Genomic DNA, 24869 nt, shown 5'->3' on the forward strand with positions numbered 1-24869 from the left:
ACCACGCCAAGCCTTCCCCAGGAGAGTCGAGATGTCCGTTCGCCGCCGTTCGCTGCTCGCCGGCGCGCTCGCGCTGCCGTTCGTCGCCCGCGCCCAGGCGCAGACGCAGGAAAGCTACGAGCAGCGCAAGGAGCGCCTGTTGCACGAGGACTTCCCCGAACTCAGCCGCTACGCCGCCGACAATGCCCGCATCCTCGCGAGCGGCGAGAAGGTCAGCATCGTCTTCATGGGCGATTCGATCACCGAGGGCTGGAAGAGCAAGCGGCCGGGCTTCTTTACGCCCGGCCGCGTGGGACGGGGCATCAGCGGGCAGACCACGCCGCAAATGGTGCTGCGGATGATGGCCGACGTCGTCCACCTCAAGCCGCGCTTCGTCCACATCATGGCGGGCACCAACGACATCGCCGGCAATACCGGCAAGATGACGCGCGCACAGAGCTACGACAATTTCCGCATGATGACGCAGATCGCCAAGGCGAATGGCATCGGCGTGATCCTCGCCTCGGTGCCGCCGTCGGACCATTTCCCCTGGCGTCCAGGGCTAGAGGTGCTCGGCCCGATTCGCGAGATGAACGCGTGGCTGCGGGACTATGCCAAGGCCGAGCGGCTGACCTGGGTGGATTACACCCCCGTGCTGGCCGATGCGAAGGGCGCGATGAAGCCCGGCCTCGCCTCGGACGGCGTCCACCCCACCGAAGCGGGCTATGACGCGATGGCGACGGTGATCGAGCCGATCCTGAAGGCCCGCCACGCGTGAAGCACCTGCTCGGCTCGGCGGCGCTGCTGATCGCGGCTCCGGCCGCCGGGCAGACGCTGGAGCTGGTCTCCCCCGACGGCGCCAACCGCGTGGTGGTGGCGCTCGATCGGCAGGGCGTGCCCAACTACACGGTGCAGCGGCGCGGCGCGTTGGTGCTGGCACCCGCGCCGATCGCGCTGGACCTCGATCGCGACATGCTCGGCTGGGGCATGGCCGTCACCGGCAGCGAGGCGAGCAGCGCCGATACGCGCTACAAGATCGTCCTCGGCAAGGCGGCCGAGGGGCGCGATCGCTACAACCAGCGCATCATCCACCTGCAGGAGCGCGGCGGCGCCAAGCGGCGGATGGACCTAATCCTGCGCGCCTATGACGACGGCATCGCCTTCCGCATGCTGGTGCCGGTGCAGCCGGCGACCGCGGCGGCGGTGGTGCGCTACGAACGCACCGGCTTCTATTTCCCACAGCCCTGGAAATGCTGGGGCTTCAATGTCGGGCGTTTCGGTTCCAGCCACGAGGGCGAGTTCGATCCCGTCGACACCACGCGCCTCCGCGACCACAATCTGTTCGACGTGCCCTTTGCCTGCGAGACGGGGAAGGGCGCCTTCGCCATTGCCGAGGCCGACCTGATCGACTTCGCCGCCATGTACCTCACCGGCCGCGGCGATGGCGGGCCGGGGCTGCAGGTGAAGCTCTCCCCCTCGCTCGACGACCCGCGCATCGCGGTACACACCCGCATCGGTAGCCCGATCGTGACGCCGTGGCGGGTGGTGATGCTCGCCGACCGGCTCGGCGCGCTGCAGGAATCGACGCTGCTCACCAACCTCTCCAGCCCGAGCCGGATCGAGGACCCCAGCTGGATCCAGCCGGGGCTGACCAGCTGGGACTGGTGGAGCGGCCCCTCCATCGCCAAGCTCCCCGGCCAGCGCACCACGACGGCGGTGGCCAAGGCGTTCATCGATTTCGCCGCGGCGAACGGCATGCCCTATACGATGATCGACGAGGGCTGGTATGCCGGCGCCGGCGGCGGCGGGGTGCGGCGGCCGGGCGTCGACATCACCAAATGGGCCGACGCGATCAACCTCCAGGAAGTCGCCGACTATGCCCGCGCGAAGAAGGTGCGGCTGTGGCTCTGGGCACACTGGCAGGCGCTCGACGAGCAGATGGAGGATGCGCTCGCACTCTACGAGAAGCTCGGCGTCGCCGGCATCAAGATCGACTTCATGGAACGCGACGACCAGTGGATGGTCAACTGGTACCAGAAGCTGCTGGGCGCGGCGGCGCGGCACCATCTGATGGTCGACCTGCACGGCGCCTTCGCGCCGCGCGGCCTCATCCGCACCTGGCCCAATTTCGTCACCCAGGAAGGCGTGATGGGCGCCGAGTACAACAAGTGGAGCACGCGGGCGACCGCGGGCAACGACGTGATGCTCGCCTATACCCGCGGGCTGCTCGGGCCGATGGACTATACCCCCGGCGGCTTCCGCAACGTCGCGCCGGCCGATTTCCGCATGCGCGGCGACCTGCCGATGGTGCAGTCGACGCGGGCGCACGGGCTGGCGATGTATGTCGTCTTCCTCTCGCCGTTGCAGGCGGTGGCGGACAGCCCGGACACCTATGCGGCCAGCCCCGCCGGGTTCGACTTTATCCGGCAGGTGCCGACGAGCTGGGACGAGACGCGGTTCCTCGCCGGGGAGACGGACGCGTACATCGTTCTCGCCCGCCGCAAGGGGAAGACCTGGTATCTCGGCGCGATGAATGACGAGAAGCCGCGAACGGTCTCCGTGCCGCTCGATTTCCTCGGCGGACACGGTGCCGAGGCGCGGATCTGGAGCGACGGAGCGGCGCCCGACGCGGTGCAGGTGGAGACGAGGCGCGTGTCGCGGGAAACGCCGCTGACGCTCAATCTCGCGGCCACGGGCGGCGCAGTGGCGGTGCTTCAAGAGCGCTGATTCGGGCAAGGTCTGCCCAGATTCTGCCGCATTTCGTCGCCGCTATTTCACCGCTCACCCGCAGTTGTCGCAAAGTTCACCCAAGGTTCAGGGCTCGATGGGTCTTTTCGGTCGCATGATTGTTGCAATGCAGCGCCCGGAAACCCCGAAGGGGAACGACATGCCGTTTTTGAAGAGCCCGGCTAGGTTCCTGCTCCACTATGTCACGCGACGGCCGCTGGCCTTCGCGCTGCTTGCGCTGCTCGTGGTGGGCGGCGCCTCCAGCGCGGTGGGTGTGCAGTACGCGATGAAGCTGCTGATCGATTCGATGACGGTCGCGGCGCCGTCACACACGGCCGTGTACTTCGCGCTCGCGGCATTTGTCGGCCTGGTGGCGCTCGAGAACGGGCTGGTTCGCGGCGCGGCGATGTTGTTGTGCAACATCACCGTGGCGAGCGGCGTGCGCATCCGGCTCGACATGTTCCACTATCTGACCGGCCACCATATCGGCTTCTTCCAGAACCAGCGCGGCGGATCACTGGGGCACCGCGTCGGCGCGCTGACCGGCTCGTTCCAGGCGCTGACCCACCGCATCCTGATGGAGATCACGCCCCCGCTGATTGCGTTCGGCGGCGCGCTGCTGATCTTCCTCGCGATCGACTGGCGCATGGCAGTGGCGATCACCGGCATCTTCGTCGCTGCGAGCACCGGCCTGGTCTTCCTCGGCATGCGCGGCGACAAATACCACAAGGCCTTTGCCCGCGCGGCCAGCGAGAGCGGCGGCGAGCTGGTCGACCTGGTCGGCAACATCGCCGCGATCAAGTCGTTCGGCGCCCGCCGGCGCGAGTCCGAGCGGCTCGCCGGCTTCTTCCAGACCGAGGCGGCGGCGCAGAAGCGCGGCTGGATGTTCGTCGAGCGGATCCGCGTGCTGCATGACGTCGCGCTGGTCATCCTGGTCGGCGGCGCGCTGGTCTGGGCGGTCGAGCGCTGGATCGCGGGCGGCATCACCGCGGGCGACGTCGTCGTCGTCAGCGCGATGACCTTCCGCATGCTCAACGGCTCGCGCGATCTCGCCATGGCGCTGATCGATACCAGCCAGCAGTTCAGCTATCTGCGCGAGACGCTGGAGATCGTCGGCGCCCCCCATGCGCTGGAAGACGCGCCCGACGCGGTGCCGCTGCAGGCGACCGACGGCGAGGTGCGGATCGAGGGCCTTACCTTCGGCCACCACCCCGGCCGCCCGGTGCTGCACGATCTCTCGCTGGAGGTCGCGCCCGGCCAGAAGATCGGCATCGTCGGCCCCTCGGGTGCCGGCAAGTCGACGATCCTCCAGCTCGTCCAGCGCCTGCACGATCCGCAGGCTGGCCGGGTGCTGATCGACGGTCAGCCGATCGACCAGGTTACGCAGGATAGCCTGCACCAGGCGGTCGCCGTGGTGCCGCAGGAAGTGCTGCTGTTCCACCGCTCGATCCTCGAGAATATCCGCTTCGCCCGCCCCGACGCCACCGATGCGGAGGTTCGCGCGGCGGCCGAGGCCGCGCATTGCGCGGGCTTCATCGCGCTGCTGCCCAAGGGCTATGACACGATCGTCGGCGAACGCGGCACCAACCTGTCGGGCGGTCAGCGCCAGCGGATCGGCATCGCCCGCGCGTTCCTGAGCAAGGCGCCGATCGTGCTGCTCGACGAGGCGACGTCCGCGCTCGACACGGGTTCGGAGATCGAGGTGCAGCAGGCGCTCGACGCGCTGATGGCGCATCGCACCGTGCTGGCGGTGGCGCATCGCCTGTCCACCGTGGTTGGCTTCGATCGCGTCATCGTGGTCGAACACGGCCAGATCGTTGAGGACGGCGCACCGCTCAAGCTGCTGCGTGCGGGCGGAGCATTCCAGCGGCTCTGGGCGCTGCAGGCCGAGGGGCTGGATGCCCCGGTCGAGCGCCGCGAATTCCCGCGCTTCGTCGCCGGTACCGCGCTGCGGATGTTCGGCCTCGGCGCCCGTCCGCCGCTGCGGGTGGTGGAGCGGCAGGCGGCGGGCTGAAGCCCGCCCCTTCCGCCCACCAGGCGTCAAAACTCCAGGATGCCCGGAGCGAAGCGAGCACGATAGTCGACGCCGCGAAGCCATCCGTTGGACTGCGGTGCGGAAATGCGCATCCCGGGATATACCGGCGAGCCGGGTTCCAGCAGAACCGCCCGCTTGCCCTTGAAGGTGTAGAGCGGGGCGTTCTGGAGCCGGTAGCGGCAGATCGGATCGCTCCGCAGCATTGCTTCACCGTGGAGCACGCGGCGCATCGACGGGGAGAGCCGCTCCTCGGGCACCTCGACGAAGCGGGGCCGCGCCAGCCAGGCATCGCCGCCGTCCTGCAGCTGGATGCCATAGCTGATCTGCGCCGCCATGCAGGGGATGGGGCCGATCAGGAACCGCACTCGCTTCCAGGCAAAGTCGCCGGAGATGGGGACCTGCTTGAAGCCACCCGCGACGATGTCCCGGCCGAGATTGGCGTCGTCGATCGGGCGCGGGTCCTCGGCACCCGCGGCGATCCACATGTCGACTCGCCCTGCTTTCCGGGCGGCGACATCGGCGGTAAGGATCATATATCTGCCCCAATAGGGGCTGGCGTCGAAGCCGCGCCGCAACTGGGCGACGCCGCCGCCGAACCGGTTCCGCGCGCCGATGCAGACCTTCTCGCCATCCTCGGGCACGCGAAACACGAAGTCCTTCAGCCGCATGCCGGCCCGTTGCCAGAGCGCTGGGTGGGCGGTCGGGAAATGGTCCGGCACCAGCGTATAGCGTTGCGTGGCGGCATCGCGCCAGACCAGCTGTCGGCCGCGCAGTCCCGTATTCGCGGTCAGGTCGGCAGCGTCCTGCGGATCGTCGGTGCGCGGCCAGCAGCGCGGTACCGCGCCGGTGACGACGATTTCGTCTTCGGCGATGTCCGGCGGCGTCATGGTCTGGCGCGTCTGCGGTGGTTGCAGCGTGGATGCGCCAAGGAGGGGGACGACAAGCAGCAGTGCCAAGCGGATCATCGGTGGCCCTCCGTCACGCCCGGGCGTGGTCGTGGCACGATGCGCGCGGGACGTGCGACTGTCCAGCCGGGCGCGCACCAAAGAAAAACGGCGCCCCGCGGGGTGCGGAACGCCGTTTTCTTCAAGCCATGTCCGGGGCGAACACCGAAAGCGGCGCTCAGCGCTGGCTTACGGGCACGTAGTCGCGCTGCGTCGGGCCGGTGTAGAGCTGGCGCGGACGGCCGATCTTCTGCTCGGGATCCGAGATCATCTCGTTCCACTGCGCCACCCAGCCGACGGTGCGGGCCAGGGCGAACAGCGCGGTGAACATCGTGGTCGGGAAGCCGATCGCCGACAGGATCACGCCCGAATAGAAGTCGACGTTCGGGAACAGCTTCTTCTCGACGAAATAGTCGTCCTTGAGCGCCATTTCCTCGAGCTGCAGCGCCACTTCGAACACGGGGTCCGAAACGTTGAGCGACGCGAACACTTCGCGCACAGTCTTCTGCATGACCGTAGCGCGCGGATCGTAGTTCTTGTACACGCGGTGGCCGAAGCCCATCAGGCGGAACGGATCGTTCTTGTCCTTCGCACGGGCGATGAACTCGGGGATACGCTCCGGACGGCCGATCTCGTGCAGCATGTTGAGCGCCGCTTCGTTGGCGCCGCCATGCGCCGGGCCCCACAGGCAGGCGATGCCGGCCGCAATGCAGGCGAACGGGTTGGCGCCCGACGAACCGGCGAGGCGCACGGTCGAGGTCGAGGCGTTCTGCTCGTGATCGGCATGGAGGATGAAGATGCGGTCGAGCGCCTTCTCCACCACGGGGTTCACTTCATATTCCTCGGCCGGAACGCCGAAGGTCATGCGCAGGAAGTTGCCGGTGTAGCTCAGGTCGTTCTTCGGATAGAGGAACGGCTGGCCGACGCTGTACTTGTACGCCATCGCGGCGATCGTCGGCATCTTGGCGATCAGGCGGTGCGACGCGATCATGCGCTGCGTCGGATCGGTGATGTCGGTCGAGTCGTGGTAGAAGGCCGAGAGCGCGCCGACGACGCCGCACATCACCGCCATCGGGTGCGCGTCACGACGGAAGCCGCGATAGAAGGTCGCCAGCTGCTCGTGCAGCATGGTGTGGCGGGTAATCGTGCTCTCGAACTTGGTCAGCTCGTCCTGCGTCGGCAGCTCGCCGTTGAGCAGCAGGTACGAGACTTCCATGAAGCTCGAATTCTCGGCCAGCTGGCCGATCGGGTAGCCGCGGTGGAGCAGCACGCCTTCGTCGCCATCGATGAAGGTCAGGCCCGACTCGCAGCTCGCGGTCGAGGTGAAACCCGGATCGTAGGTGAAGGCGCCGGTCTGCGCGTAGAGCTTGCGGATGTCGACGACGTCCGGGCCGGTGCTGCCCTTGAGGACGGGATATTCTACGTCTTTCCCCGCAATCTGCAGTTTGGCGGTATCGCTCATGTAGTCGTCCTTTCCTTCGACCCGTTTTCAGGCGGGCGTACGCATCTGATCTGCGAAGCGGGAGGCCTTCGGTTCCCGGCGTCGCTTGGGCGCCTAGATAGCCGGAGAAGGTCGGCGGCCGGTTAACACCGCACGCAGCGGCTTCCCCAGGTTGCCGGCTTCCCGCCCGCTTCGTCCGCGACGGTGCGTACCGCCGCTTCGAGTGCCTCCGTATCCCACGTTACCAATCCGTCAAGCGCGGGATGCAACCGAGGAGCGCGGGGGCGCGGCTCGCCCTTAGCAGAGCGCTTGCCGCTTCGTCCAATGTACGTGGGCGCATGCGAAAAAGAAGGGCCGGAGGGCGCCCGCGACACTGGAAAATCCGAACAGAACCTCGATTTGGGGCTATGCTGCGGTGCAAATTACCGACGGAGAGTCGACGTTGGATCGGTCCAATATCGGCACCATGCACGCGACGCGGTGCCAGACGTTCAGCGATTAGCGGGAGAAAACCACCGCGGTTCTCTCGTCCTGAAGATTTGTGCCCATTCGGTGCGTTGTTGAAGCTACTCTGCGCGGCGCAGCAATTTGCCTGCGCGATGCGCTGCTTTCTTCTGTTGCGCACCTGTGCACATACCCGCAGTCTTCCGCGCCATGACCAGTCCCGCCGCTGCGGCCCCGATCCCGGGGGTGTCGAGCCTTCGCTCGGGAGGCTGGTGGCGATTCCCCAAGCTACCTTCCAGCGTATGGGGGGGGCTCGAACGCTGGCTGGAGGCCGAGCGGGGCCAGTTGCCGCTGTGGGTGCCAATTGCCTTCGGTGCCGGGATCAGCTGCTGGTTCCTGCTTGCCGGGCCACGACAATGGACCGGCCTCATCGTCGCCGCACTGGGGGTGGCGGGTCTCGGCGCCGTGCTTCCGGGCCGAAGCGGTCGGACGTTGCTGGTGGGCGGATTGCTGATGGCTGCGGGCTGCGGCGCGATTTGGTGGCGGGCGGAGCATCTGGCCGCGCCCGTGCTGGCGCGGCCGCAGGTCGCGCAGTTCGACGCCGCCGTGCTGCGCATCGAGTCGCGCCCGGCGCGGGGGCTGGTGCGGCTGGTGCTCGCGCCAGTGCAGCGTGCCGACCTGCCGCCGCGGCTGCGGGTGAATGTCGACGCGGCGGCGGTGCCGCCCGGGCTAGCGGCGGGCGCGCTGGTGGCATTGCGGGCGCGGCTGGTCCCGCCACCGGGGCCATCGGTGCCCGGCGCCTATGATTTCCGGCGGGTCGCCTGGTTCGACGGGATCGGCGCCACCGGCAAGGCGCTCGACCCGGTGACGCTCCGCCACGCGCCGCCCCAGGCCGGGCAGGACCTGCGCGCTGCCCTGTCGGCGCATATCGAGTCGCGGCTGCCGGGCAGTGCCGGCGGCATCGCCAGCGCGCTCGCCACCGGCGACGAGGGCGCGATCTCCGAGGATGACAGCGAGGCGATGCGCCGTGCCGGCCTCGCGCACCTGCTGTCGGTCAGCGGGCTCCACGTCACCGCGGTCACCGGTGCGGCGATGCTGGTGGTGCTGCGCCTGCTCGCGCTGAGCCCGTGGCTGGCGCTGCGCGTGCGGCTGCCGCTGGTCGCGGCGGGGGCGGGGGCGCTGGCGGCGATCGGCTATACCTGGCTCACCGGCGGGCAGGTGCCGACGATCCGCTCCTGCGTCGCCGCGCTGCTCGTGCTGGTGGCGCTCAGCCTGGGGCGCGAGGCACTGACGCTGCGGCTGGTGGCAGCGGGCGCGATGGTGGTGCTCCTCCTCTGGCCCGAGTCGCTCGCGGGCCCCAGCTTCCAGCTGAGCTTCACCGCGGTCGCCGCGATCGTCGCGCTGCACGAGAGCCCGCACATGCGCCGCTGGTTCGAGGCGCGCGAGGAGGGGCCGGCACGGCGGATTGCGCGCGAGGCGGGATCCCTGCTGCTCACCGGCATTCTGGTTGAGCTGGCGCTGATGCCGATCGGGCTGTTCCATTTCCACAAAGGTGGCATCTACGGCGCGGTCGCCAACATCGCCGCGATCCCGCTCACCACCTTCGTGGTGATGCCGCTGGAGGCGCTGGCGTTGCTGGGCGACCTGATCGGGGTGGGGGCGCCCTTCTGGTGGCTTACCGGCCAGGCAATGGCGCTGCTGCTGTGGATCGCGCACCGCGTGGCGAGCGCGCCCGGATCGGTCGCGGCGCTGCCGGTGATGCCGGCGGGGGCCTTCGCGTGCATGGTCGTCGGCGGACTGTGGCTCGGCCTGTGGCGGACGCGGGTGCGGATCGCCGGGCTCATCCCGCTGATGGTGGGGGCGCTGTGGGCGCTGGCGACACCCGGGCCAGACCTGCTGGTCACCGGCGACGGGCGCCACGTCGCGCTGCGCATGGCGGACGGCAGTCTTGCGCTGCTGCGGGATCGTGCGGGCGACTTCACCCGGCAGGTGCTGGGCGAGAATGGCGGGGTCGAGGCCGATGCGCTGGCTGCACTCGCCGAGCGGCCCGATGCGCGGTGCAGCCCCGACCTCTGCGTGGCGGAGGTGGTGCAGGGAGGGCGCCGCTGGCGGGTGGCGGCGACCCGCAGCGTCTACCCGGTCGCATGGCGCGAGCTGGTCGCGGTCTGCGCGTCGAGCGACATCGTGGTGAGCGAACGGCGGCTGCCGCGCGCCTGCCATCCCCGCTGGCTGCGGCTCGATCGGCGTGTGCTCGATGCCACCGGCGGGGTCGCGCTGGGGTTCGCGCACGGGACGGTCCGCACCGTGCACACGGCGACGCACCAGCCATGGGTTGACCCGCCCACCGTCCAGCCCCCATTCAGCGCCGCGAAGGGAGATCGACGATGATCCGGATTCTGCTTGCGGCCTCGGCACTTGGCCTCGCATCCCCCGCGCTGGCGCAGAGCACCGACTGGGCCAAGATCCGCGCCGAATGGAACCAGCCCATGGCGCCGTTCCGGATCCTCGGCAACGTCCACTATGTCGGCACCGCGGGGATCTCGGCCTATCTGATCACCAGCCCGCAGGGGCACATCCTGATCGACGGGGGCATGCCCGAAAGCGCGCCGCTGATCGCCGCGAACATCGAGAAGCTGGGCTTCAAGCTCAGCGACGTGAAGATCCTGCTGATCAACCACGCGCATTGGGACCATGAGGGCGGCCTGGCCGAGCTCAAGCGCCGCACCGGCGCCCGGCTGCTGGCGAGCGCGGCCGACACCCCGGCGCTGGAAGCGGGCAAGTCCGACTATCGCCCGGACATCAGCATCGCCGCGCCGCCGGTGAAGGTCGACGGCCAGCTGAAAGACGGCGAGGAGATCCGGCTCGGCACCAACACGCTGGTCGCGCATCTGACGCCGGGGCACAGCAAGGGCTGCACCAGCTTCACGATGCAGGTTCCCTCGGGCGGCGACAGCCTGACGGTACTGTTCGCCTGTAGCCTCAGCGTCGCCGACCAGCCGCTGACGCCGGGCCATGGCTATGACGCCGCCCCCGCCGATTTCCGCGCCACCTTCGCCAAGCTGCGTGCGACCCAGGCGGACGTGTTCCTCAGCTTCCATGCCGAGCAGTTCGACCTCGCCGCCAAGCGCGCCAAGCAACTGGCCGGTGATGCCGAGGCGTTCGTCGATCCCGGCGAACTAGCGCGCCGGGTGGATGCGGCGCAGAAGGCATTCGAGGCGGCGGTGAAGGATCAGCGGGCGGGCTAGGCGCGCGGGAAGGCAGGACGCTAGGCTTTCGTCGGCAGCGTCCCAGGTCTGGAACGGCGGCAGCGCTCCTGCGCACCCGCCGATGGACCAAATCGGATCGCGGCGCCGGTCGACACGCAGCGCCGTTGGGCGGCTCCAGGCCGATGAAGGCTAGCCGCCGGCGGTGTGGCGGATCCGAGAGAGCAAGTTGACAGCAAGCTTGTAGCGGCAGGGCGCGGCATAGCTTCACGCCGCAGCGCCCTTAGAGGGTGTTCGGCATGCACCCATGCTTCCCCCACCGATACGCTGGCGGCGCGTCGCGCAACTGCGACCGTGCGCGACGTGACGTCATGCGGGAACGGGCGTGCAGCCGCAGGGCACCCTGCGGCCTTCGATGCCGCTCGTCGGATCGGCCAGAGCAGGACATTGCCATGCTCGCACTTTCGCATCGCCAGGGCACTGGCTGGCGACGGGATGGAAATGCGAGGCCGCCAGCTGCGCGTTCAGCCCTAGGGCGCCTGCTTGGACGTCTGCGCAACTTCTGCCGCCTTGGCCCTGACGATGCTCCGCGTGATCCGCCCCTGCGTGACGCCTGCGAATTCGGTGTCGCGCTGGTAATAGAGACCGCGCAGGTACCCGCGGTCGAATGTCGTCATTTCCGCGGGCGCCTCGGCGATGCCGTCATCGAACAGGGACAGGATGGTCTCCGGGCTGGCCGCGCGCGGCGGATGCACCCCGCCGAGCGCCCGCATCGCGACATAATCCCCGATCTGGTTGGGCGCCTTGCCGACAAGGGCTGCGCGCTCGATCAACACGATGGCGGCGAGCGTGTCGCGGCGAATAGTCGGCGCTATTCGCGTTGCGATCGGTATGTTCACAATGCCGTCGGTTCCGACCGGCTGTCCGTCGGCGCCGCGAATTTCGTTGTTGCTCCATGCCCGTACAGGCCCGCGCTCGCGAACAATGTCCCGGATCTCGCTGGGGGAGCGATCCCCGAAGACCCACCATTTGCGCCGGACCAGCGCTGCCACCTGATCGCCCACACCGTCGACGAACAGCACATACACATTTGGCTTGCAGCGATCACCGGCAAGCCTGAGCCCGGCCAGTTCTGCATCCAGCGCCAGCCGATAGCCAATAGCTTCAAGGGTCTGCCTCGGAAGCCCGGCGGTTCCGAAGCAGACCGAAGCGTTGAAGCGTGGCAGCGGGCCGTCCGCCAAATACGGCGTGATCGCGCGCGACAGCGACTTGATTGCCTGCGTGGGAGGGAGCGGCCGGCCGGTGACGATGATCGGTTCGGCGGAAGGCCCTGCAGCCTGCCCGGCAACGGTACCGGTGGCGGGAACGCTCTGTCGCGGGGCGAGTACCTGCCCGGCGGCGGCTGCCGGCTGCGCGGGGGCGCTCTGTTGTGCGGCAGCGGTACCGGCAACAAGGGTTTCCGCTGCCATTGCAATGATCAGCCAACGAACCGCATGCACCGCACCGTCTCCCCAGCAATTTCGCAGAATATACCAGCAGTTGCAGCAACTCTGAACAAATTTGCGTCGATGGCAAGATGCGGATAGCTTCGACCGAAGTCGGGCCAGGAAAGGGGACGGCAATGCGGCCTCCGCCCCTTCCCGCAGGCTCCCCTGATCAGTAGCGGCGCAACAACCCCGCCAACCGGCCCTGCACGCGCACCTGATCGGGGCGGTAGCGCTGCGGCGTATAGTCGCGATTGGCCGGATCGAGCCGGACCATCGCGCCTTCCTTGCGGAAATACTTCAAGGTCGCCTCGGCATCGTCGATCAGCGCAACGACGATTTCGCCGTCGCGTGCGGTCTCGGTGCGGCGGATCAGCGCATAGTCGCCGTCGAGGATGCCGGCCTCGACCATCGAGTCGCCGGCGACTTCGAGCGCATAATGCTCGCCCGCGCCGAGCAGCGCGGCGGGCACCGGCAGCATGGTCGAGCCTTCGAGCGCCTCGATCGGGGTGCCGGCGGCGATGCGGCCGTGCAGCGGGATCTCCACCACGTCGTTTGCCGGGGTGGGGAGCGACGCCGGGGCAGCGGTGGTGCTCGCCGGCTTGGGCGCCTTGGCGGCCGGCTTGCGCTCGCCGCGTTCGGGCATGCGCAGCACTTCCAGCGCGCGGGCGCGGTTGGGCAGGCGGCGGATGAACTCGCGTTCCTCCAGCGCGCTGATCAGGCGGTGCACGCCCGATTTCGACTTGAGATCGAGCGCCTCCTTCATTTCCTCGAACGAGGGCGATACGCCCGTCTCGGCAAGACGGTCGGAAATGAAGCAGATCAGCTCGTGCTGCTTGCGCGTGAGCATCCAATCCTCCGGGGTCCAGAACAGACTGGGAACGTTTATGCAATGTTCCGAGGCGCTGTCAAGCGATGTCGAGGATTTCCACCGAGTCGGAGCTATTTGCGGCTGGCGCATGCGGTGCGCGCACGATCAGACAGGTGCTGCGCGCCAGCGTTCGGAGCATCGAGCTGTCCTGGATCGCCGAGGCATGGACGCGCCCGTCGATCAGCGCGGCGCGCATGTAATCGGTGCGCGGGCCATTGGCCGGCAGCGGCTCGCCGAGGATCGCCGTGCGCCCTTGCGGGAATGGGTCGGCGGCGCCGGAACGATGCGCAATCAAGGGCTTGGCGAAGAGCAGCGCGGTGACGAACACCGACACCGGATTGCCCGGCAAGCCCAGCACGACCATGTCGCCGCGCGCGCCGGCCATCATCGGCTTGCCCGGGCGGAGCGCGATCCGCCAGAAGTCGATCGTCGCGCCGGCGGCTTCCAGTGCGGGGCGGACGAGGTCGTGATCGCCCACCGATGCGCCGCCGCTGGTGATCAGCAGATCGGCCTCGACGGTGGCGAAGGCATTGGTGAGGGCCCCCAGATCATCGGGCAGGATGCCGAGATCGACGATCTCGACCGGCAGATCGGCGAGCTGGGCGGCGAGCATGGTGCGGTTCGATTCGGGCAACTGGGCGGGGCCGACCGGCGTACCCGGCGCCACCAGTTCGTCGCCGGTCGCGGCGATCGCGACGCGGACCGTGCGGCGGACGGGCAGCGCCGCATGGCCGCCGATCGCCGCCAGCGCGATGCGGGCGGGGGTGAGCCGCTCGCCCGCCGCGATCAATGCGTCGCCTTGCGTGAAGTCGAGCCCCCGGCGGCGGGTGTTGCGACCGAGAGTGGGCGGGCCTTCGCCAGCGAGACTTAGCCGATCGCCGTCGCGCGCGGCCTCTTCCTGGATGAGCACGGTGTCCGCGCCCGCGGGCATCGGCGCGCCGGTGAAGATCCGCACCGCTTCTCCGGGCGCAACCGTGCCCGCGAAGCCTGAGCCGGCCGCGCTCTCGCCGATCACGGTCCAAGGTCCGGGCAGGTCGGCGAAGCGGATCGCATAGCCGTCCATCGCGGAGAGGTCGGTTTCGGGCTGGGTGCGGCGCGCGACCACCGGCTCGGCGGCCCAGCGGCCGACGGCGTCCGCGAGCGGTACCGTCTCGACGGGGGTGGGGCCGGCAAGCGCGAGCAGCCGCGCCTGGGCCTCGGCGATGGGAACAAGTGCCATGCCGCTCGATTGGGCGCGGGCGCGCGGCGATGCAAGCGGCTTCAGCCGGTGCGGCGGCTCGCGGTGAGCAGGCGCAGGTCGCTGTCGCGCAGCGGCATGCGGAATTCGGCGAGCGTCCTCCCATTGCGCGCTCGCACCACCCGTGCCGGGCCGCCGCCGATCTCGGGCAGCGCTACCCAGAGCGAACTGCCCGGGGCAAAGGCCTGGCGCGCCTCGAACTCGACCTGCTGGGCGGTGAGCGCGTGGATCCGGCAATTCCACCACCCCACGCCCTCGCGTACCCGCCCGGGCAGGTCGAGGCGGAGCGCCAACTTGTCCTGCAGCAGCCCGTCGGCATCGCTCCCGCCGGCCTGGGGCGCAGGCGCCTGCTGGATGCCGCGCAGCCAGGGGAACAGCGTCTGCCAGCCCAATTCCTCGGTGAAGACGATCCCGGCGGTTTCGCCCGCGATCCAGCGGACAATGCCCTCCAGTGGACGCAGCCCGTCGAAGGTCAGCTGCACCGCCTCGTCGACGGCAAGCCCGCGCGCCTCGACGCCGACGCCGCCCTGCGAAATGTCGCGGGTGCGCAACTGCTCGACCTCACCGCCGCGATGCATGCCGACGGTGTGGCGAAGCTCGATGCGCGGCAAGCGGCGGCGCTCGGCTGTGGCGCGTGCGAGGTTGCGCGCGACCATGCCCAGCACGTCCACCGGCGCGTCGAAGGCGAGCCCCGCCTCGTTACCGTCGGACCAGAGCGTGCGGCCGATCAGCGGCTCGGCGGACCCGAGGTGCAGCCGGATCGGCATTGCCTCGGCAAGCTCCCGCTCGACCCGCAGCCGGGCGCCGGCCCGGCCGATCCAGTGGATGCCGCAGTCGATCAGTTCGCCGCCCCAGGCGAGTTGGCCTGCATCGAGCCCGTCCGCCGCCGCGGCGCTGGGCGCGCGCGGTGCGGGCAGGTCGTGCGTCAGGCTGAAGATCGTCGCGGACGTGCGCCCCGAATCCATGCTGTCGTTCCGTCCCAAGGAGGACAGCATGCACGTCGGGCCCTGAAACCGCCGTTAAGCGGCAGGGTTGCGAAAAGCCTAACGCAGGGGCTCAGGCGTCGCGCAGACCCACGCCCATCGCCGCGCGCGCCTGCTCGGATTCCGAGGAGACGACCGGATAGGCGCAATAGTCCGCCGCATAATAGGCGCTGGGCCGATGGTTGCCCGACCAGCCGACGCCGCCGAACGGCGCGGCCGAGGAGGCGCCGTTGGTTGGCTTGTTCCAGTTGACGATGCCCGCGCGGATGTTCGCCCAGAACTGGTCGTAGAGCCGCGGATCCTGGCTCACCAGGCTGGCGGAGAGGCCGTAGCGCGTGTCGTTCGCCTCGGCGATCGCGTCCTCGAAGCTCGTCTTGCGGAACACCTGGAGGATCGGGCCGAACAGCTCGACGTCCACCTTCTCCCGCGCCTCGGTCATGTCGACCACGCCGGGGGTGAGGAAGGGGCGGTTCTCGATCAGCCGCTCCATGTGGCGCAGCGGGCGGCCGCCCATGGTGGAGAGCGTGAGAAAGCTCTCGGTCAGCATGTCGGCGGTATTGTTGTCGATCACCGGGCCCATGAAGGGCTGGGGATCGGCGTGCGGCTCGCCGATGATCAGGCGGCCGATCAGCTTGTTGAGCTCCGCCATCAGCGGCTCGAACAATTTCTCGTCGACGATCAGCCGGCGCGCGGCGGTGCAGCGCTGGCCGGCGGTGGTGAAGGCGGACTGCACCACCAGCACCGCCGCCGAATAGAGGTCCGGCGTATTCCACACGAGGATCGGGTTGTTGCCGCCCATCTCCAGCGCGAGGATCTTCTCCGGCCGCGCGGCGAACTGGCGGTTGAGCGCGATGCCCGTGTTGGCCGAGCCGGTGAACAGCAGCCCGTCGATGTCCGGGTGGCTGGCCAGCGCCTTGCCCTGGTCCGGCCCGCCGATCAGCAGGCGGATACAGCCTTCGGGAATGCCCGCGGCATGGAAGCACTCGACCAAGAAGGCGCCGCTGGCGGGCGTCTTTTCCGAGGGCTTGAACACCACCGCATTGCCGGCGAGCAGGGCGGGGACGATGTGGCCGTTCGGCAGATGCGCCGGGAAATTATAGGGGCCGAGCACCGCGAGCACGCCGTGCGGCTTGTGGCGCAGCGCGAGGCGGGTGTTCATCGGCGCTTCGATCCGGCGCTGGCCGGTCCGCTCCGAATAACTGGTGACCGAGATGTCCACCTTGGCGATCACCGTCTCGACCTCGGTGCGCGCTTCCCACAGCGGCTTGCCGGTCTCGCGGGCGAGCAGGTCGGTGAAGGCGTCGGCGCGCTGGCGGACGACATTGGCGAAGCGGCGCAGCGCCTCGATCCGCACGGCGAGCGGCCGCGCCGCCCAGGCGGCCCAGCTGGCGCGGGCGATGGCAACTTCGGTGTCCGCGTCCCCGATCGGGTGGCGCCAGAGCACGGCGCCGGTGGCGGGTTCGGTCGAAAGGAGTTCCTGGTCCGGCATGGGCCTTCTGTATTTCTGGTTCGTTGCCCCTGTTACGATCGCTTTGCCCGATTTCGCGGCGCTAGGCCAGAGCCTCGCCCATCACCCGGATCGCCGCCACCTTGGCAGTGAGCGGCGCCCAGTCGTCGCGCTCGGCGATGGCGGACCAGAGTGATTCGACCTCGTCGATCAGCATCGAACAGGGCTCGCCGCGCCAATAGCCATGGTCGCGGGGCTTGCGCGGGCGATAGTCGGCGAGGCGGCTGCGAACCTCGGTGAAGTCGGCGCCGTAGCTTGCGGGAAGGGTGCCGCCGAACGCGTCGAAATAGAAACGGTGGAGCAGCGTGCCGGTCTGGTTGAGCGCCACCTCCACCGCTTCGGTCAGCGCCCGGTCGCTGGCTTCATCACGCGGCTGGACGCCGAGGCGCCAGAGTACCGCGTTGGCCTCCGCGCGGTGATAGGCGGGGGCAAAACCCTCCAGTGCGGCGATCAGCGGCGCTTCCTCGGCGATCAGCCGCAGCGAGATGGCGAGCTGCATCACGTCCCAATAGATCGCCTCCGGCTGGCGACCGAAGGCGTAGAGGCCGTTCTGGTCGAAATAGGCCGCCGTGAAGTTCGCCGCCCAGCTGGGGGCGAAGCGCCAGGGACCATAGTCGAAGCTCTCGCCGGTGACGTTGATATTGTCGCTGTTGAGCACCCCGTGAACGAACCCGGCGGCCATGAACTGCCCCGCCATCCGCGCGGTGCGGGCGACGACATAGGCGAGCAGGCGCTCGGGCGCGTCCGGCCCGTCCTGCTCTCCGAAATAGTGGCGCAGCACATAGGCGGTGAGCTTCCGCAGCCCGTCCACGTCCTGAAAATAGGCGAGGCGCTGGAACACGCCGATGCGGATATGGCCATGGTTGAGCCGCACCAGCACCGCGGAACGCGTGGGGGAGGGCTCGTCGCCGCGATGGAGCGATTCGCCGGTCTCGACCAGCGAGAAGGTGCGGCTGGTCTCGACGCCCAGCGCCTCCAGCATCTCGGTGGCGAGGATCTCGCGCACGCCGCCCTTCAGCGTCAGCCGCCCGTCGCCGAAGCGGCTGTACGGGGTCTGGCCCGACCCCTTTGTGCCGAGGTCCATTAGCCGACCGGCGTCGTCGGTCATCTGCGCGAACAGGAAGCCGCGGCCGTCGCCGATCTCGGGATTGTACACGCGGAATTGGTGGCCGTGATAGCGCAGCGCCAGCGGCTCGGGGAGGCTGCCCGCAAGCGGCTCGAACCGGGCGAAATGGGCGAGCCATTCGGCATCGCTCAGCCCCTCCAGCCCCACGGTCGCGGCGGCACGGTCGTTGCGGAAGCGGAGAATCGTCTGGGGGAAGCGCGCGGGCGCCACCGGATCGTAGAAGCCATCCCCGAGTTCGAGGATCGCCTGTTGCGGAGCGAAGGCCATGCGGCGATATGGGGCGCGATGGGTGATCGGCGCAACTACTCCGATGGCGTTTGGTGGTCGAAAGACGGCCTGCGGCTGCATTATCGCGACTATCCGGGGCGCGACGACCGTCCGCCGCTGCTCTGCTTTCCCGGCCTCACACGCAACGCACGCGACTTCGAAAATCTCGGCGAGCGTTTCTCTGGCGACTGGCGGGTGCTCTGCGTCGAGTTTCGCGGGCGGGGCGAAAGCGCCTATGCCAAGGATCCGATGAGCTATGTGCCGCTCGTCTATCTCCAGGATGTCGAGGCGCTGCTCGCCGAGCTGAAGATCGAGAAGTTCGTCGCGGTGGGTACCTCGCTCGGCGGCATCGTGACGATGCTGCTCGCGGCGACCGACGGCGGCAAGCTGGCCGGCGCGGTGCTCAACGATGTCGGGCCCGAGCTGAACCCGGCGGGTCTGGCGCGGATCCGCACCTATGTCGGCAAGCAGGTCTGGTATCCGACCTGGATGCACGCGGCGCGGGGCGTCGCCGAGGCGAACGGGGACGTGTACCCGGACTACCGGATGGAGGACTGGCTGGCGATGGCCAAGCGGCTCCATCGGGTGAACAGCCAGGGCCGCATCGTGCTCGACTACGACATGAAGATCGCCGAGCCCTTCCGCGTGCCGGGCAACGAGGCCGGCCCGGACATGTGGCCGACGATCGACGCGCTCGCCGGCCGCCCGCTGCTGGTGGTGCGCGGGGAGCGCTCGGACATCCTCCGCGCCGAGACGGCCGAGAAGATGGTCGCGCGGGTGCCCGGTGCCGAGCTGGTGACGGTACCGCGGGTGGGCCATGCGCCGACCCTCGACGAGCCGGAAGCGGTGGCGGGGATCGAGCGGCTGCTGGCGAAGGTACAATAAGTTCCTTCCCGTGCCGGGGAGGAGTTGTAACCCGCATCCTAACGGATGACGCCGCCGCAATCGCCCGCTACACCCCGGCCCCCATGTCGATCCACATCCTCCATCTTCATTCGACCTTCGCGCTCGGCGGCAAGGAAGCGCGGGCGGTGCAGCTGATGAACGCGTTCGGCGATCGCGCGCGGCACACCATCGTCTCGGCGATGCCCGACCAGCTCGGCGCGCGCGAGGCGATCGACCGGCATACCAAGTACGAGATCGCGCTCGATCCGCCGCCGCTTACCGGCAGGCCCTCGGTCAAGCGCTACGAGCAGATCGCGCGCTTCATGCGGCGCTTCGACCTGGTGCTCACCTATAATTGGGGGGCGATCGACGGGGTGATGGCGGCGCGCGTGTTCGGCAAGGGCCTGCCGCCGATCATCCATCACGAGGACGGATTCAACGCCGACGAGGCCGAGAAGCTGAGCACCGTCCGCAACATGTATCGCCGGATGGCGCTGCCCGCTGCCAACGCGCTGGTGGTGCCGTCCGAGAAGCTCGAGCAGGTCGCGATCAAATTCTGGAAGCAGCCGGCCGAGCGTCTGGTCCGGATATCCAACGGGGTGGCGACCACGCGCTATACCGGGCCGCTCGACCCGTCGCTGTTGCCGATGCTGGAGAAGCGCCGCAAGGGCGAGGTGTTCATCGGCTGCCTCGCGGGGCTGCGACCGGTCAAGGATCTGCCGATGCTGGTCCGCGCCGTCGCCGGCATGTCTTCGCGGTTCAAGCTGGTGATCCTGGGCGAGGGGCCCGAGCGCCAGGCGATCCTCGACCAGGCCGAGGCGATGGCGATCGAGGACCAGGTGTTCCTGCCCGGCTTCATCGCCGATCCGCAGCGCTATCTGGGGCTGTTCGACATCTTCGCGCTTTCCTCGAAAAGCGAGCAGGCCCCCGTTTCGGTGCTGGAGGCGATGGCGGCGGGCCTGCCGATCGTCGCGCCGCGGGTAGGGGATATTGCGGCAATGGTGTCCGAGCCCAATCAAACGTATCTTTCTGCGGATCGCACCGAAGTGTCGCTGCGGGATCGGCTCGATATCCTTGCGCAGCATCCGGACGAACGGAAGCGGCTGGGTGAGGCGAACCGCCTGCGGGCTGCGGCGTTGTATGACGAGGCCGAGATGGTTTCGGCCTATGCGCGGCTCTATTCCCAGGCGATGGGACGGCCAGGCGCGCTGGGCTGAGACCGGCCGGAGACGGAGCCGAGTTGATTTGTTACTCGCTTGTCGCAGCCAATCCGGCTAGCGTCGCGCGGCAATTTTTGTGGAGGCAATGTGTTCAAGGGTCTTTCGCCCATCAACTACAACGGTCGTGAAGTATGGCCGCTGGTCGAGGGCGGGAAGGGCGTCGCAGCGACCAACCATGCGAGCGCGGGGGCCTGGGCGGCCGCCGGCGGCATCGGTACGGTCAGCGCGGTCAACGCCGACAGCTATGACGCGGATGGCAAGATCATCCCGCAGATCTACCGTGCCCTCACGCGCCGCGAGCGCCATGAAGAGCTGATCCAGTACGCGATCGAAGGCGCCGTGCAGCAGGTGAAGCGCGCCTTCGAGATCGCCGGCGGGAAGGGCGCGATCAATATCAACGTGCTTTGGGAAATGGGCGGTGCACAGCGCGTCCTCCAGGGCGTGCTGGAGCGGACCAAGGGCATGGTGGCCGGCGTCACCTGTGGTGCTGGCATGCCCTACAAGCTCAGCGAGATCGCGGCGCACCACGAGGTGAGCTACCTGCCGATCGTCAGCTCGGGCCGCGCCTTCCGCGCGTTGTGGAAGCGGGCCTATTCGAAGGCGCAGGAATGGCTGGCCGCGGTGGTCTATGAGGATCCCTGGCTCGCCGGCGGGCATAACGGCCTGTCCAACGCCGAGGACCCGCGCGCGCCCCAGGATCCCTATCCGCGGGTCAAGGCGCTGCGCGAGGTGATGCGCGAAGGCGGCCTGCCGGACAGCGTGCCGATCGTGATGGCCGGCGGCGTCTGGTACCTGCGCGACTGGAACGACTGGATCGACAATCCCGAGCTAGGCGCGATCGCCTTCCAGTTCGGCACGCGTCCGCTGCTGACCAAGGAAAGCCCGATCCCGGATGGCTGGAAGGCCAAGCTGATGGAGATCGAGGAAGGCGAAGTGCTGCTGCACCGCTTCTCGCCTACCGGTTTCTATTCCAGCGCCGTCCGCAATCCGTTCCTGCGCCATCTCGAAGCGCGGTCGGAGCGCCAGATCCCCTATTCGACCGAGGCGGCAGGCGACCACACCTTCCAGCTCGACGTGGGGGTGAAGGGCAAGAATTTCTGGGTGACCCGCAACGACCTGCTGCGCGCGCGCGAGTGGCATGGCCTCGGCTTCACCAGCGCGCTCAAGACGCCGGACAACACCTTGGTGTTCGTAACGCCCGAGGACCAGCAGATCATCCGCAAGGACCAGGCGGACTGCATGGGCTGCCTCAGCCAATGCCAGTTCTCGTCCTGGGCGGACACCGAGACCAACTCGACCGGCCGCCTGGCCGATCCGCGCAGCTTCTGCATCCAGAAGACGCTCCAGGACATCGCCCATGGCGGCGATACCGACCAGAACCTGATGTTCGCGGGCCACGCCGCGTACAACTTCAAGCGCGATCCCTTCTATTCGAACGGGTTCGTGCCGACGGTGAAGCAGCTGGTCGACCGGATCCTGACCGGGGATTGATGCCGCGACACTAAGCTCCTCCCCTTTAGGGGAGGGGTTGGGGTGGGGCAGTGTCTCACCGAGACCAACATCTGGTCTGGAATCCCTCCACCCCCAACCCCTCCTCCGAGGAGGAGGGGCTTAAAAAAATTCAAGCCTACAACCATCCCTCGAACACCTGATCCGGCGGGCGATGGCCGTCCGCCCAGCTGCGGATATTGGCGACGACCTTCATCCCCATCGCCTCGCGCGCCTCGAAGGTCGCCGAGCCGAGATGCGGCAGCAGCACGACATTTTCCAGCGTCATCAGACGCGGGTCGACCCTGGGCTCGTCGACATAGACGTCGAGCCCGGCCCCCGCGATGCGGCGTTCCTGCAGCGCCGTCACCAGCGCTTCCGGATCGACGATCTCGCCGCGCGCGGTGTTGACCAGCCAGGCGTTCGGCCCGAGCAGGTCGAGCCGCCGCGCATCGATCAGTCCGTTGGTAGTGGCGGTATGCGGCGTGTGGATCGTCAGGATGTCGATTGCTTCGAGCATCGCGTCGAGATCCTCGTGATAGGTGGCGCCCAACTGATGCTCGAGCACCTCGTGGACGCGGTGCCGCCCGTGATAATGGATCTGCAGCCCGAACGCCCGCGCGCGCTGGGCGACGGCCTGCCCGATCCGGCCCATGCCCAGGATGCCGAGCTTGCGCCCGCCGATACGGTGGCCGCGCATGCTGGTGGGGCTCCAGCCGTTCCAGCCGCCAGAGCGCACCAGCTTGTCGCCCTCGACCAGCCGGCGCGGCACGGCGAGGATCAGCGCCATCGCCATGTCGGCGGTGTCGTCGGTCAGCACGCCCGGCGTGTTGGTGACGATGATCCCGCGGGCGCGGGCTGCCTTGAGGTCGATATGGCCGACGCCAGCTCCATAATTGGCGATCAGCCGCAGCCGGTCGGGCGCTGCGGTGAGCAGCTCCGCCGTAATGCGGTCGGTAACGGTAGGGACCAGCACGTCGGCATCCGCCATGGCAGTGGCTAGCGCGGCGGCGTCCATCGGCGCGTCGTCGAGATTCGCGACCGAGTCGAACAGCGCCGCCATCCGCGCTTCGCTTGCTTGCGGCAGCGCGCGGGTGAGGATCACCCGGGGGCGGGACGGTCGCTTGGGATCGGCCATGGCAAAGGATTGGCCGGTGGCGGGGATACAGTCAACGGTTGAAGCGCAGAGCCGGCTGGTCGATAGACGGCGCATGCAGCAGCGGCGTTTCTCGATCGGTATCGCAGCCTTGGCGCTCGTCGCCCTGGCCACCCCCGCGCATGCGGAGCGCAAGCCGCCTTATTATGCCTCGCTGAAGGCGAGCAAGGCGCGGATGCGCACCGGGCCGGGCCGCAACTATCCCACCAACTGGTTCTACCAGCGGCGCGGGCTGCCGGTGAAGGTGCTGGCCAGCTACGGCGCCTGGGTGAAGGTGCGCGATCCCGATGGCGCGGAGGGCTGGATGCAGGCCAATCTGCTCGACGACAAGCGCACGGCGATCGTCGCCGGCGGCATCGCGGAGCTGCACAGCAGTCCCTCGAGCGATTCGCACATCAGCTGGCGGGCGGCGCCGGGGGTGGTTGGCAAGATCAGCGCGTGCAGCGGCGGCTGGTGCTGGTTCGATGCCACCGGGCGCGCCGGCTATGTCGAGCAGGCGCGGATCTGGGGGACCGAGCCGGGCGAGACGGTGCGTTGACTGCTCTCCTTTAGCCCCTCCTCCTTGGAGGAGGGGTTGGGGTGGAGGGATTCCAGACCAGAAGTTGGTCTCGGTGAGACTCTGCCCCACCCCAACCCCTCCCCTGAAGGGGAGGGGCTATACGTCGCTTCAATCCATCAGCTCCACCACCACCGCGGTGGCTTCGCCGCCGCCGATGCACAGCGAGGCCAGCCCGCGCTTCTGGCCCTTCGTCTCCAGCGCCGAGAGGAGCGTCGCCAGTACCCGCGCGCCGCTCGCGCCGATCGGGTGGCCGAGCGCGCAGGCGCCGCCATGGACGTTCACCGCATCATGGCCGAGGCCGAGTTCTTGCATCGCGATCATCGTCACGCAGGCGAACGCTTCGTTGACCTCGAACAGGTCGACATCGCCGGTTTCCCAGCCCGCCTTCTCCAGCGCCTTGCGCATTGCGAAGACCGGCGCGGTGGTGAAGCGCGCTGGCGCATGGGCATGGGCGGCATGGGAGACGATCCGCGCGATCGGCGTCAGTCCAAGTTTCTCCGCCACCGAGGCGCGCGCCAACACCAGCGCCGCCGCGCCATCCGAGATCGACGAGGCATTGGCGGCAGTGATCGTGCCGTCCTTGGCGAAGGCGGGCTTGAGCGTCGGGATCTTGGCCGGATCGGCCTTGGTCGGCTGCTCGTCGAGCGCCACCGTCACCACGCCCTTGCGCCCCTGCAGCTCGACGGGGACGATCTCGCGATCGAAGGCGCCGCTGGTCTGTGCTGCCTTGGCCCGCTCCAGGCTGGCGATGGCGAAGGCGTCCTGGGCCTCGCGGGTGAACTGATATTCCTTTGCCGTCTCCTCGGCGAAACTGCCCATCAGCCGGCCGGGCTCATAGGCGTCCTCCAGACCGTCGAGGAACATATGGTCCTTGAGCACGTCATGCCCGATCCGCGCGCCGCTGCGGTGGCGCATCGAGAGATAGGGCGCGTTGGTCATGCTCTCCATGCCGCCCGCGATCAGCAGGTCGACCGAGCCTGCAGCGAGCGCCTCGGCGGCCATGATCGTCGCCTGCATGCCCGATCCGCACATCTTGTTGATCGTCGTCGCCTCGATGTGCTGGGGCAGACCGGCCTTGAGGGCGGCCTGGCGGGCAGGGGCCTGGCCGAGACCGGCGGGGAGTACGCAGCCCATGTAGATGCGCTCGATCGCCTCACCCTTCAGCCCAGCGCGCTCGACGGCGGCACCCACCGCGGTAGCGCCGAGATCGGTGGCGGCGGCTTCGGCGAGGCTGCCCTGAAAGCTCCCCATCGGCGTGCGCGCATAGGACAGGATGACGATGGGGTCGGCGGACATGCAGGTTCCTCTCATGA

At 68.6% G+C, this 24869-nt stretch carries 19 protein-coding genes; 9 read left to right on the forward strand and 10 right to left on the reverse strand.

The window, feature by feature from the left end; genetic code table 11:
* The first annotated feature begins 31 nt into the window (after positions 1-31).
* The 3 genes from ABIC35_RS17595 (at position 32) to ABIC35_RS17605 (ending at position 4720) form a co-directional block, all read left to right on the forward strand.
* Entirely contained in the window at positions 32-757 is a 726-nt protein-coding gene (locus ABIC35_RS17595; protein ID WP_121076695.1) for a GDSL-type esterase/lipase family protein, read from the forward strand.
* On the forward strand, positions 754-2706 hold the full coding sequence (locus tag ABIC35_RS17600) for a glycoside hydrolase family 97 protein (protein ID WP_121076698.1): 1953 nt from the start codon (positions 754-756) through the stop codon (positions 2704-2706). The genes ABIC35_RS17595 and ABIC35_RS17600 overlap by 4 nt, the downstream gene beginning before the upstream one ends.
* 160 nt (positions 2707-2866) lie before the next feature.
* A complete protein-coding gene (locus tag ABIC35_RS17605; RefSeq protein WP_121079345.1) occupies positions 2867-4720 on the forward strand; it encodes an ABC transporter ATP-binding protein in 1854 nt (617 codons plus the stop codon).
* Positions 4721-4746: 26 nt separating this feature from the next.
* On the opposite strand, the gene ABIC35_RS17610 is transcribed toward ABIC35_RS17605, so the two are convergent.
* Positions 4747-5706: a hypothetical protein gene (locus ABIC35_RS17610; RefSeq protein WP_147425869.1), complete on the reverse strand. Its 960-nt coding sequence runs from the start codon at positions 5704-5706 to the stop codon at positions 4747-4749.
* Positions 5707-5863: 157 nt separating this feature from the next.
* Entirely contained in the window at positions 5864-7147 is a 1284-nt protein-coding gene (locus ABIC35_RS17615) for a citrate synthase (RefSeq protein WP_093295578.1), read from the reverse strand.
* Between the two features lie 633 nt (positions 7148-7780).
* Here ABIC35_RS17615 and ABIC35_RS17620 point away from each other — a divergent pair.
* Both ABIC35_RS17620 and bla read left to right on the forward strand, forming a co-directional pair.
* A complete protein-coding gene (locus tag ABIC35_RS17620) occupies positions 7781-9958 on the forward strand; it encodes a ComEC/Rec2 family competence protein (protein ID WP_121076702.1) in 2178 nt (725 codons plus the stop codon).
* Positions 9955-10815, forward strand: coding sequence for a subclass B3 metallo-beta-lactamase (bla, locus tag ABIC35_RS17625; protein WP_121076704.1), 861 nt, complete (start codon positions 9955-9957; stop codon positions 10813-10815). Before ABIC35_RS17620 ends, bla begins: the two co-directional genes overlap by 4 nt.
* 488 nt (positions 10816-11303) lie before the next feature.
* On the opposite strand, the gene ABIC35_RS17630 is transcribed toward bla, so the two are convergent.
* The 6 genes from ABIC35_RS17630 to ABIC35_RS17655 form a co-directional block, all read right to left on the reverse strand.
* A complete protein-coding gene (locus ABIC35_RS17630; protein WP_147425870.1) occupies positions 11304-12272 on the reverse strand; it encodes a hypothetical protein in 969 nt (322 codons plus the stop codon).
* 157 nt (positions 12273-12429) lie between these two features.
* Positions 12430-13107 carry a transcriptional repressor LexA gene (gene lexA, locus ABIC35_RS17635; RefSeq protein WP_093295572.1) on the reverse strand — a complete coding sequence of 226 codons (678 nt, stop codon included), beginning with the start codon at positions 13105-13107 and terminating at the stop codon, positions 12430-12432.
* Between the two features lie 58 nt (positions 13108-13165).
* Positions 13166-14347 carry a molybdopterin molybdotransferase MoeA gene (locus ABIC35_RS17640; RefSeq protein WP_121076708.1) on the reverse strand — a complete coding sequence of 394 codons (1182 nt, stop codon included), beginning with the start codon at positions 14345-14347 and terminating at the stop codon, positions 13166-13168.
* A gap of 41 nt (positions 14348-14388) precedes the next feature.
* Positions 14389-15330 carry a PilZ domain-containing protein gene (locus ABIC35_RS17645; protein ID WP_354278537.1) on the reverse strand — a complete coding sequence of 314 codons (942 nt, stop codon included), beginning with the start codon at positions 15328-15330 and terminating at the stop codon, positions 14389-14391.
* 91 nt (positions 15331-15421) lie between these two features.
* A complete protein-coding gene (gene astD, locus ABIC35_RS17650; protein ID WP_121076712.1) occupies positions 15422-16837 on the reverse strand; it encodes a succinylglutamate-semialdehyde dehydrogenase in 1416 nt (471 codons plus the stop codon).
* Positions 16838-16898: 61 nt separating this feature from the next.
* Positions 16899-18248, reverse strand: a complete 1350-nt coding sequence (locus ABIC35_RS17655) for a protein adenylyltransferase SelO family protein (RefSeq protein ID WP_121076714.1) — start codon at positions 18246-18248, stop codon at positions 16899-16901.
* Between the two features lie 18 nt (positions 18249-18266).
* Between ABIC35_RS17655 and ABIC35_RS17660 the strand changes: the two genes are divergently transcribed.
* The 3 genes from ABIC35_RS17660 to ABIC35_RS17670 all read left to right on the forward strand — a co-directional run bounded on the left by ABIC35_RS17660 (position 18267) and on the right by ABIC35_RS17670 (position 21844).
* Positions 18267-19133: an alpha/beta fold hydrolase gene (locus tag ABIC35_RS17660; RefSeq protein WP_121076716.1), complete on the forward strand. Its 867-nt coding sequence runs from the start codon at positions 18267-18269 to the stop codon at positions 19131-19133.
* 83 nt (positions 19134-19216) lie between these two features.
* Complete coding sequence (locus ABIC35_RS17665; protein ID WP_121076718.1) at positions 19217-20350, forward strand: glycosyltransferase; 1134 nt, start codon at positions 19217-19219, stop codon at positions 20348-20350.
* A gap of 90 nt (positions 20351-20440) precedes the next feature.
* A complete protein-coding gene (locus tag ABIC35_RS17670; RefSeq protein WP_121076720.1) occupies positions 20441-21844 on the forward strand; it encodes an NAD(P)H-dependent flavin oxidoreductase in 1404 nt (467 codons plus the stop codon).
* A gap of 136 nt (positions 21845-21980) precedes the next feature.
* Here ABIC35_RS17670 and ABIC35_RS17675 read toward each other — a convergent pair whose 3' ends face one another.
* Positions 21981-22979 carry a 2-hydroxyacid dehydrogenase gene (locus ABIC35_RS17675; RefSeq protein ID WP_121076722.1) on the reverse strand — a complete coding sequence of 333 codons (999 nt, stop codon included), beginning with the start codon at positions 22977-22979 and terminating at the stop codon, positions 21981-21983.
* A gap of 73 nt (positions 22980-23052) precedes the next feature.
* Here ABIC35_RS17675 and ABIC35_RS17680 point away from each other — a divergent pair, with 73 nt between their 5' ends.
* Entirely contained in the window at positions 23053-23535 is a 483-nt protein-coding gene (locus ABIC35_RS17680) for an SH3 domain-containing protein (protein ID WP_121076724.1), read from the forward strand.
* Positions 23536-23664: 129 nt separating this feature from the next.
* Here ABIC35_RS17680 and ABIC35_RS17685 read toward each other — a convergent pair whose 3' ends face one another.
* Positions 23665-24852 (reverse strand): acetyl-CoA C-acyltransferase, encoded by a 1188-nt coding sequence (locus tag ABIC35_RS17685; RefSeq protein WP_121076726.1) that lies wholly within the window; start codon positions 24850-24852, stop codon positions 23665-23667.
* Between the last annotated feature and the right edge of the window lie 17 nt (positions 24853-24869).

It is taken from the genome of Sphingomonas trueperi (genome assembly GCF_040545965.1).
GTDB lineage: Bacteria > Pseudomonadota > Alphaproteobacteria > Sphingomonadales > Sphingomonadaceae > Sphingomonas > Sphingomonas trueperi_C.

Bases quoted from the DNA above. Each gene is read 5' to 3' on its own strand.
- ABIC35_RS17595 (WP_121076695.1), top strand. From the start codon at position 32: ATGTCCGTTCGCCGCCGTTCGCTGCTCGCCGGCGCGCTCGCGCTGCCG.
- bla (WP_121076704.1), top strand. From the start codon at position 9,955: ATGATCCGGATTCTGCTTGCGGCCTCGGCACTTGGCCTCGCATCCCCC.
- lexA (WP_093295572.1), bottom strand. From the start codon at position 13,107: ATGCTCACGCGCAAGCAGCACGAGCTGATCTGCTTCATTTCCGACCGT.
- ABIC35_RS17680 (WP_121076724.1), top strand. From the start codon at position 23,053: ATGCAGCAGCGGCGTTTCTCGATCGGTATCGCAGCCTTGGCGCTCGTC.
- ABIC35_RS17620 (WP_121076702.1), top strand. From the start codon at position 7,781: ATGACCAGTCCCGCCGCTGCGGCCCCGATCCCGGGGGTGTCGAGCCTT.
- ABIC35_RS17615 (WP_093295578.1), bottom strand. From the start codon at position 7,147: ATGAGCGATACCGCCAAACTGCAGATTGCGGGGAAAGACGTAGAATAT.
- ABIC35_RS17660 (WP_121076716.1), top strand. From the start codon at position 18,267: ATGGGTGATCGGCGCAACTACTCCGATGGCGTTTGGTGGTCGAAAGAC.
- ABIC35_RS17685 (WP_121076726.1), bottom strand. From the start codon at position 24,852: ATGTCCGCCGACCCCATCGTCATCCTGTCCTATGCGCGCACGCCGATG.
- ABIC35_RS17610 (WP_147425869.1), bottom strand. From the start codon at position 5,706: ATGATCCGCTTGGCACTGCTGCTTGTCGTCCCCCTCCTTGGCGCATCC.
- ABIC35_RS17605 (WP_121079345.1), top strand. From the start codon at position 2,867: ATGCCGTTTTTGAAGAGCCCGGCTAGGTTCCTGCTCCACTATGTCACG.
- astD (WP_121076712.1), bottom strand. From the start codon at position 16,837: ATGCCGGACCAGGAACTCCTTTCGACCGAACCCGCCACCGGCGCCGTG.
- ABIC35_RS17665 (WP_121076718.1), top strand. From the start codon at position 19,217: ATGTCGATCCACATCCTCCATCTTCATTCGACCTTCGCGCTCGGCGGC.
- ABIC35_RS17640 (WP_121076708.1), bottom strand. From the start codon at position 14,347: ATGGCACTTGTTCCCATCGCCGAGGCCCAGGCGCGGCTGCTCGCGCTT.
- ABIC35_RS17645 (WP_354278537.1), bottom strand. From the start codon at position 15,330: ATGGATTCGGGGCGCACGTCCGCGACGATCTTCAGCCTGACGCACGAC.
- ABIC35_RS17655 (WP_121076714.1), bottom strand. From the start codon at position 18,248: ATGGCCTTCGCTCCGCAACAGGCGATCCTCGAACTCGGGGATGGCTTC.
- ABIC35_RS17675 (WP_121076722.1), bottom strand. From the start codon at position 22,979: ATGGCCGATCCCAAGCGACCGTCCCGCCCCCGGGTGATCCTCACCCGC.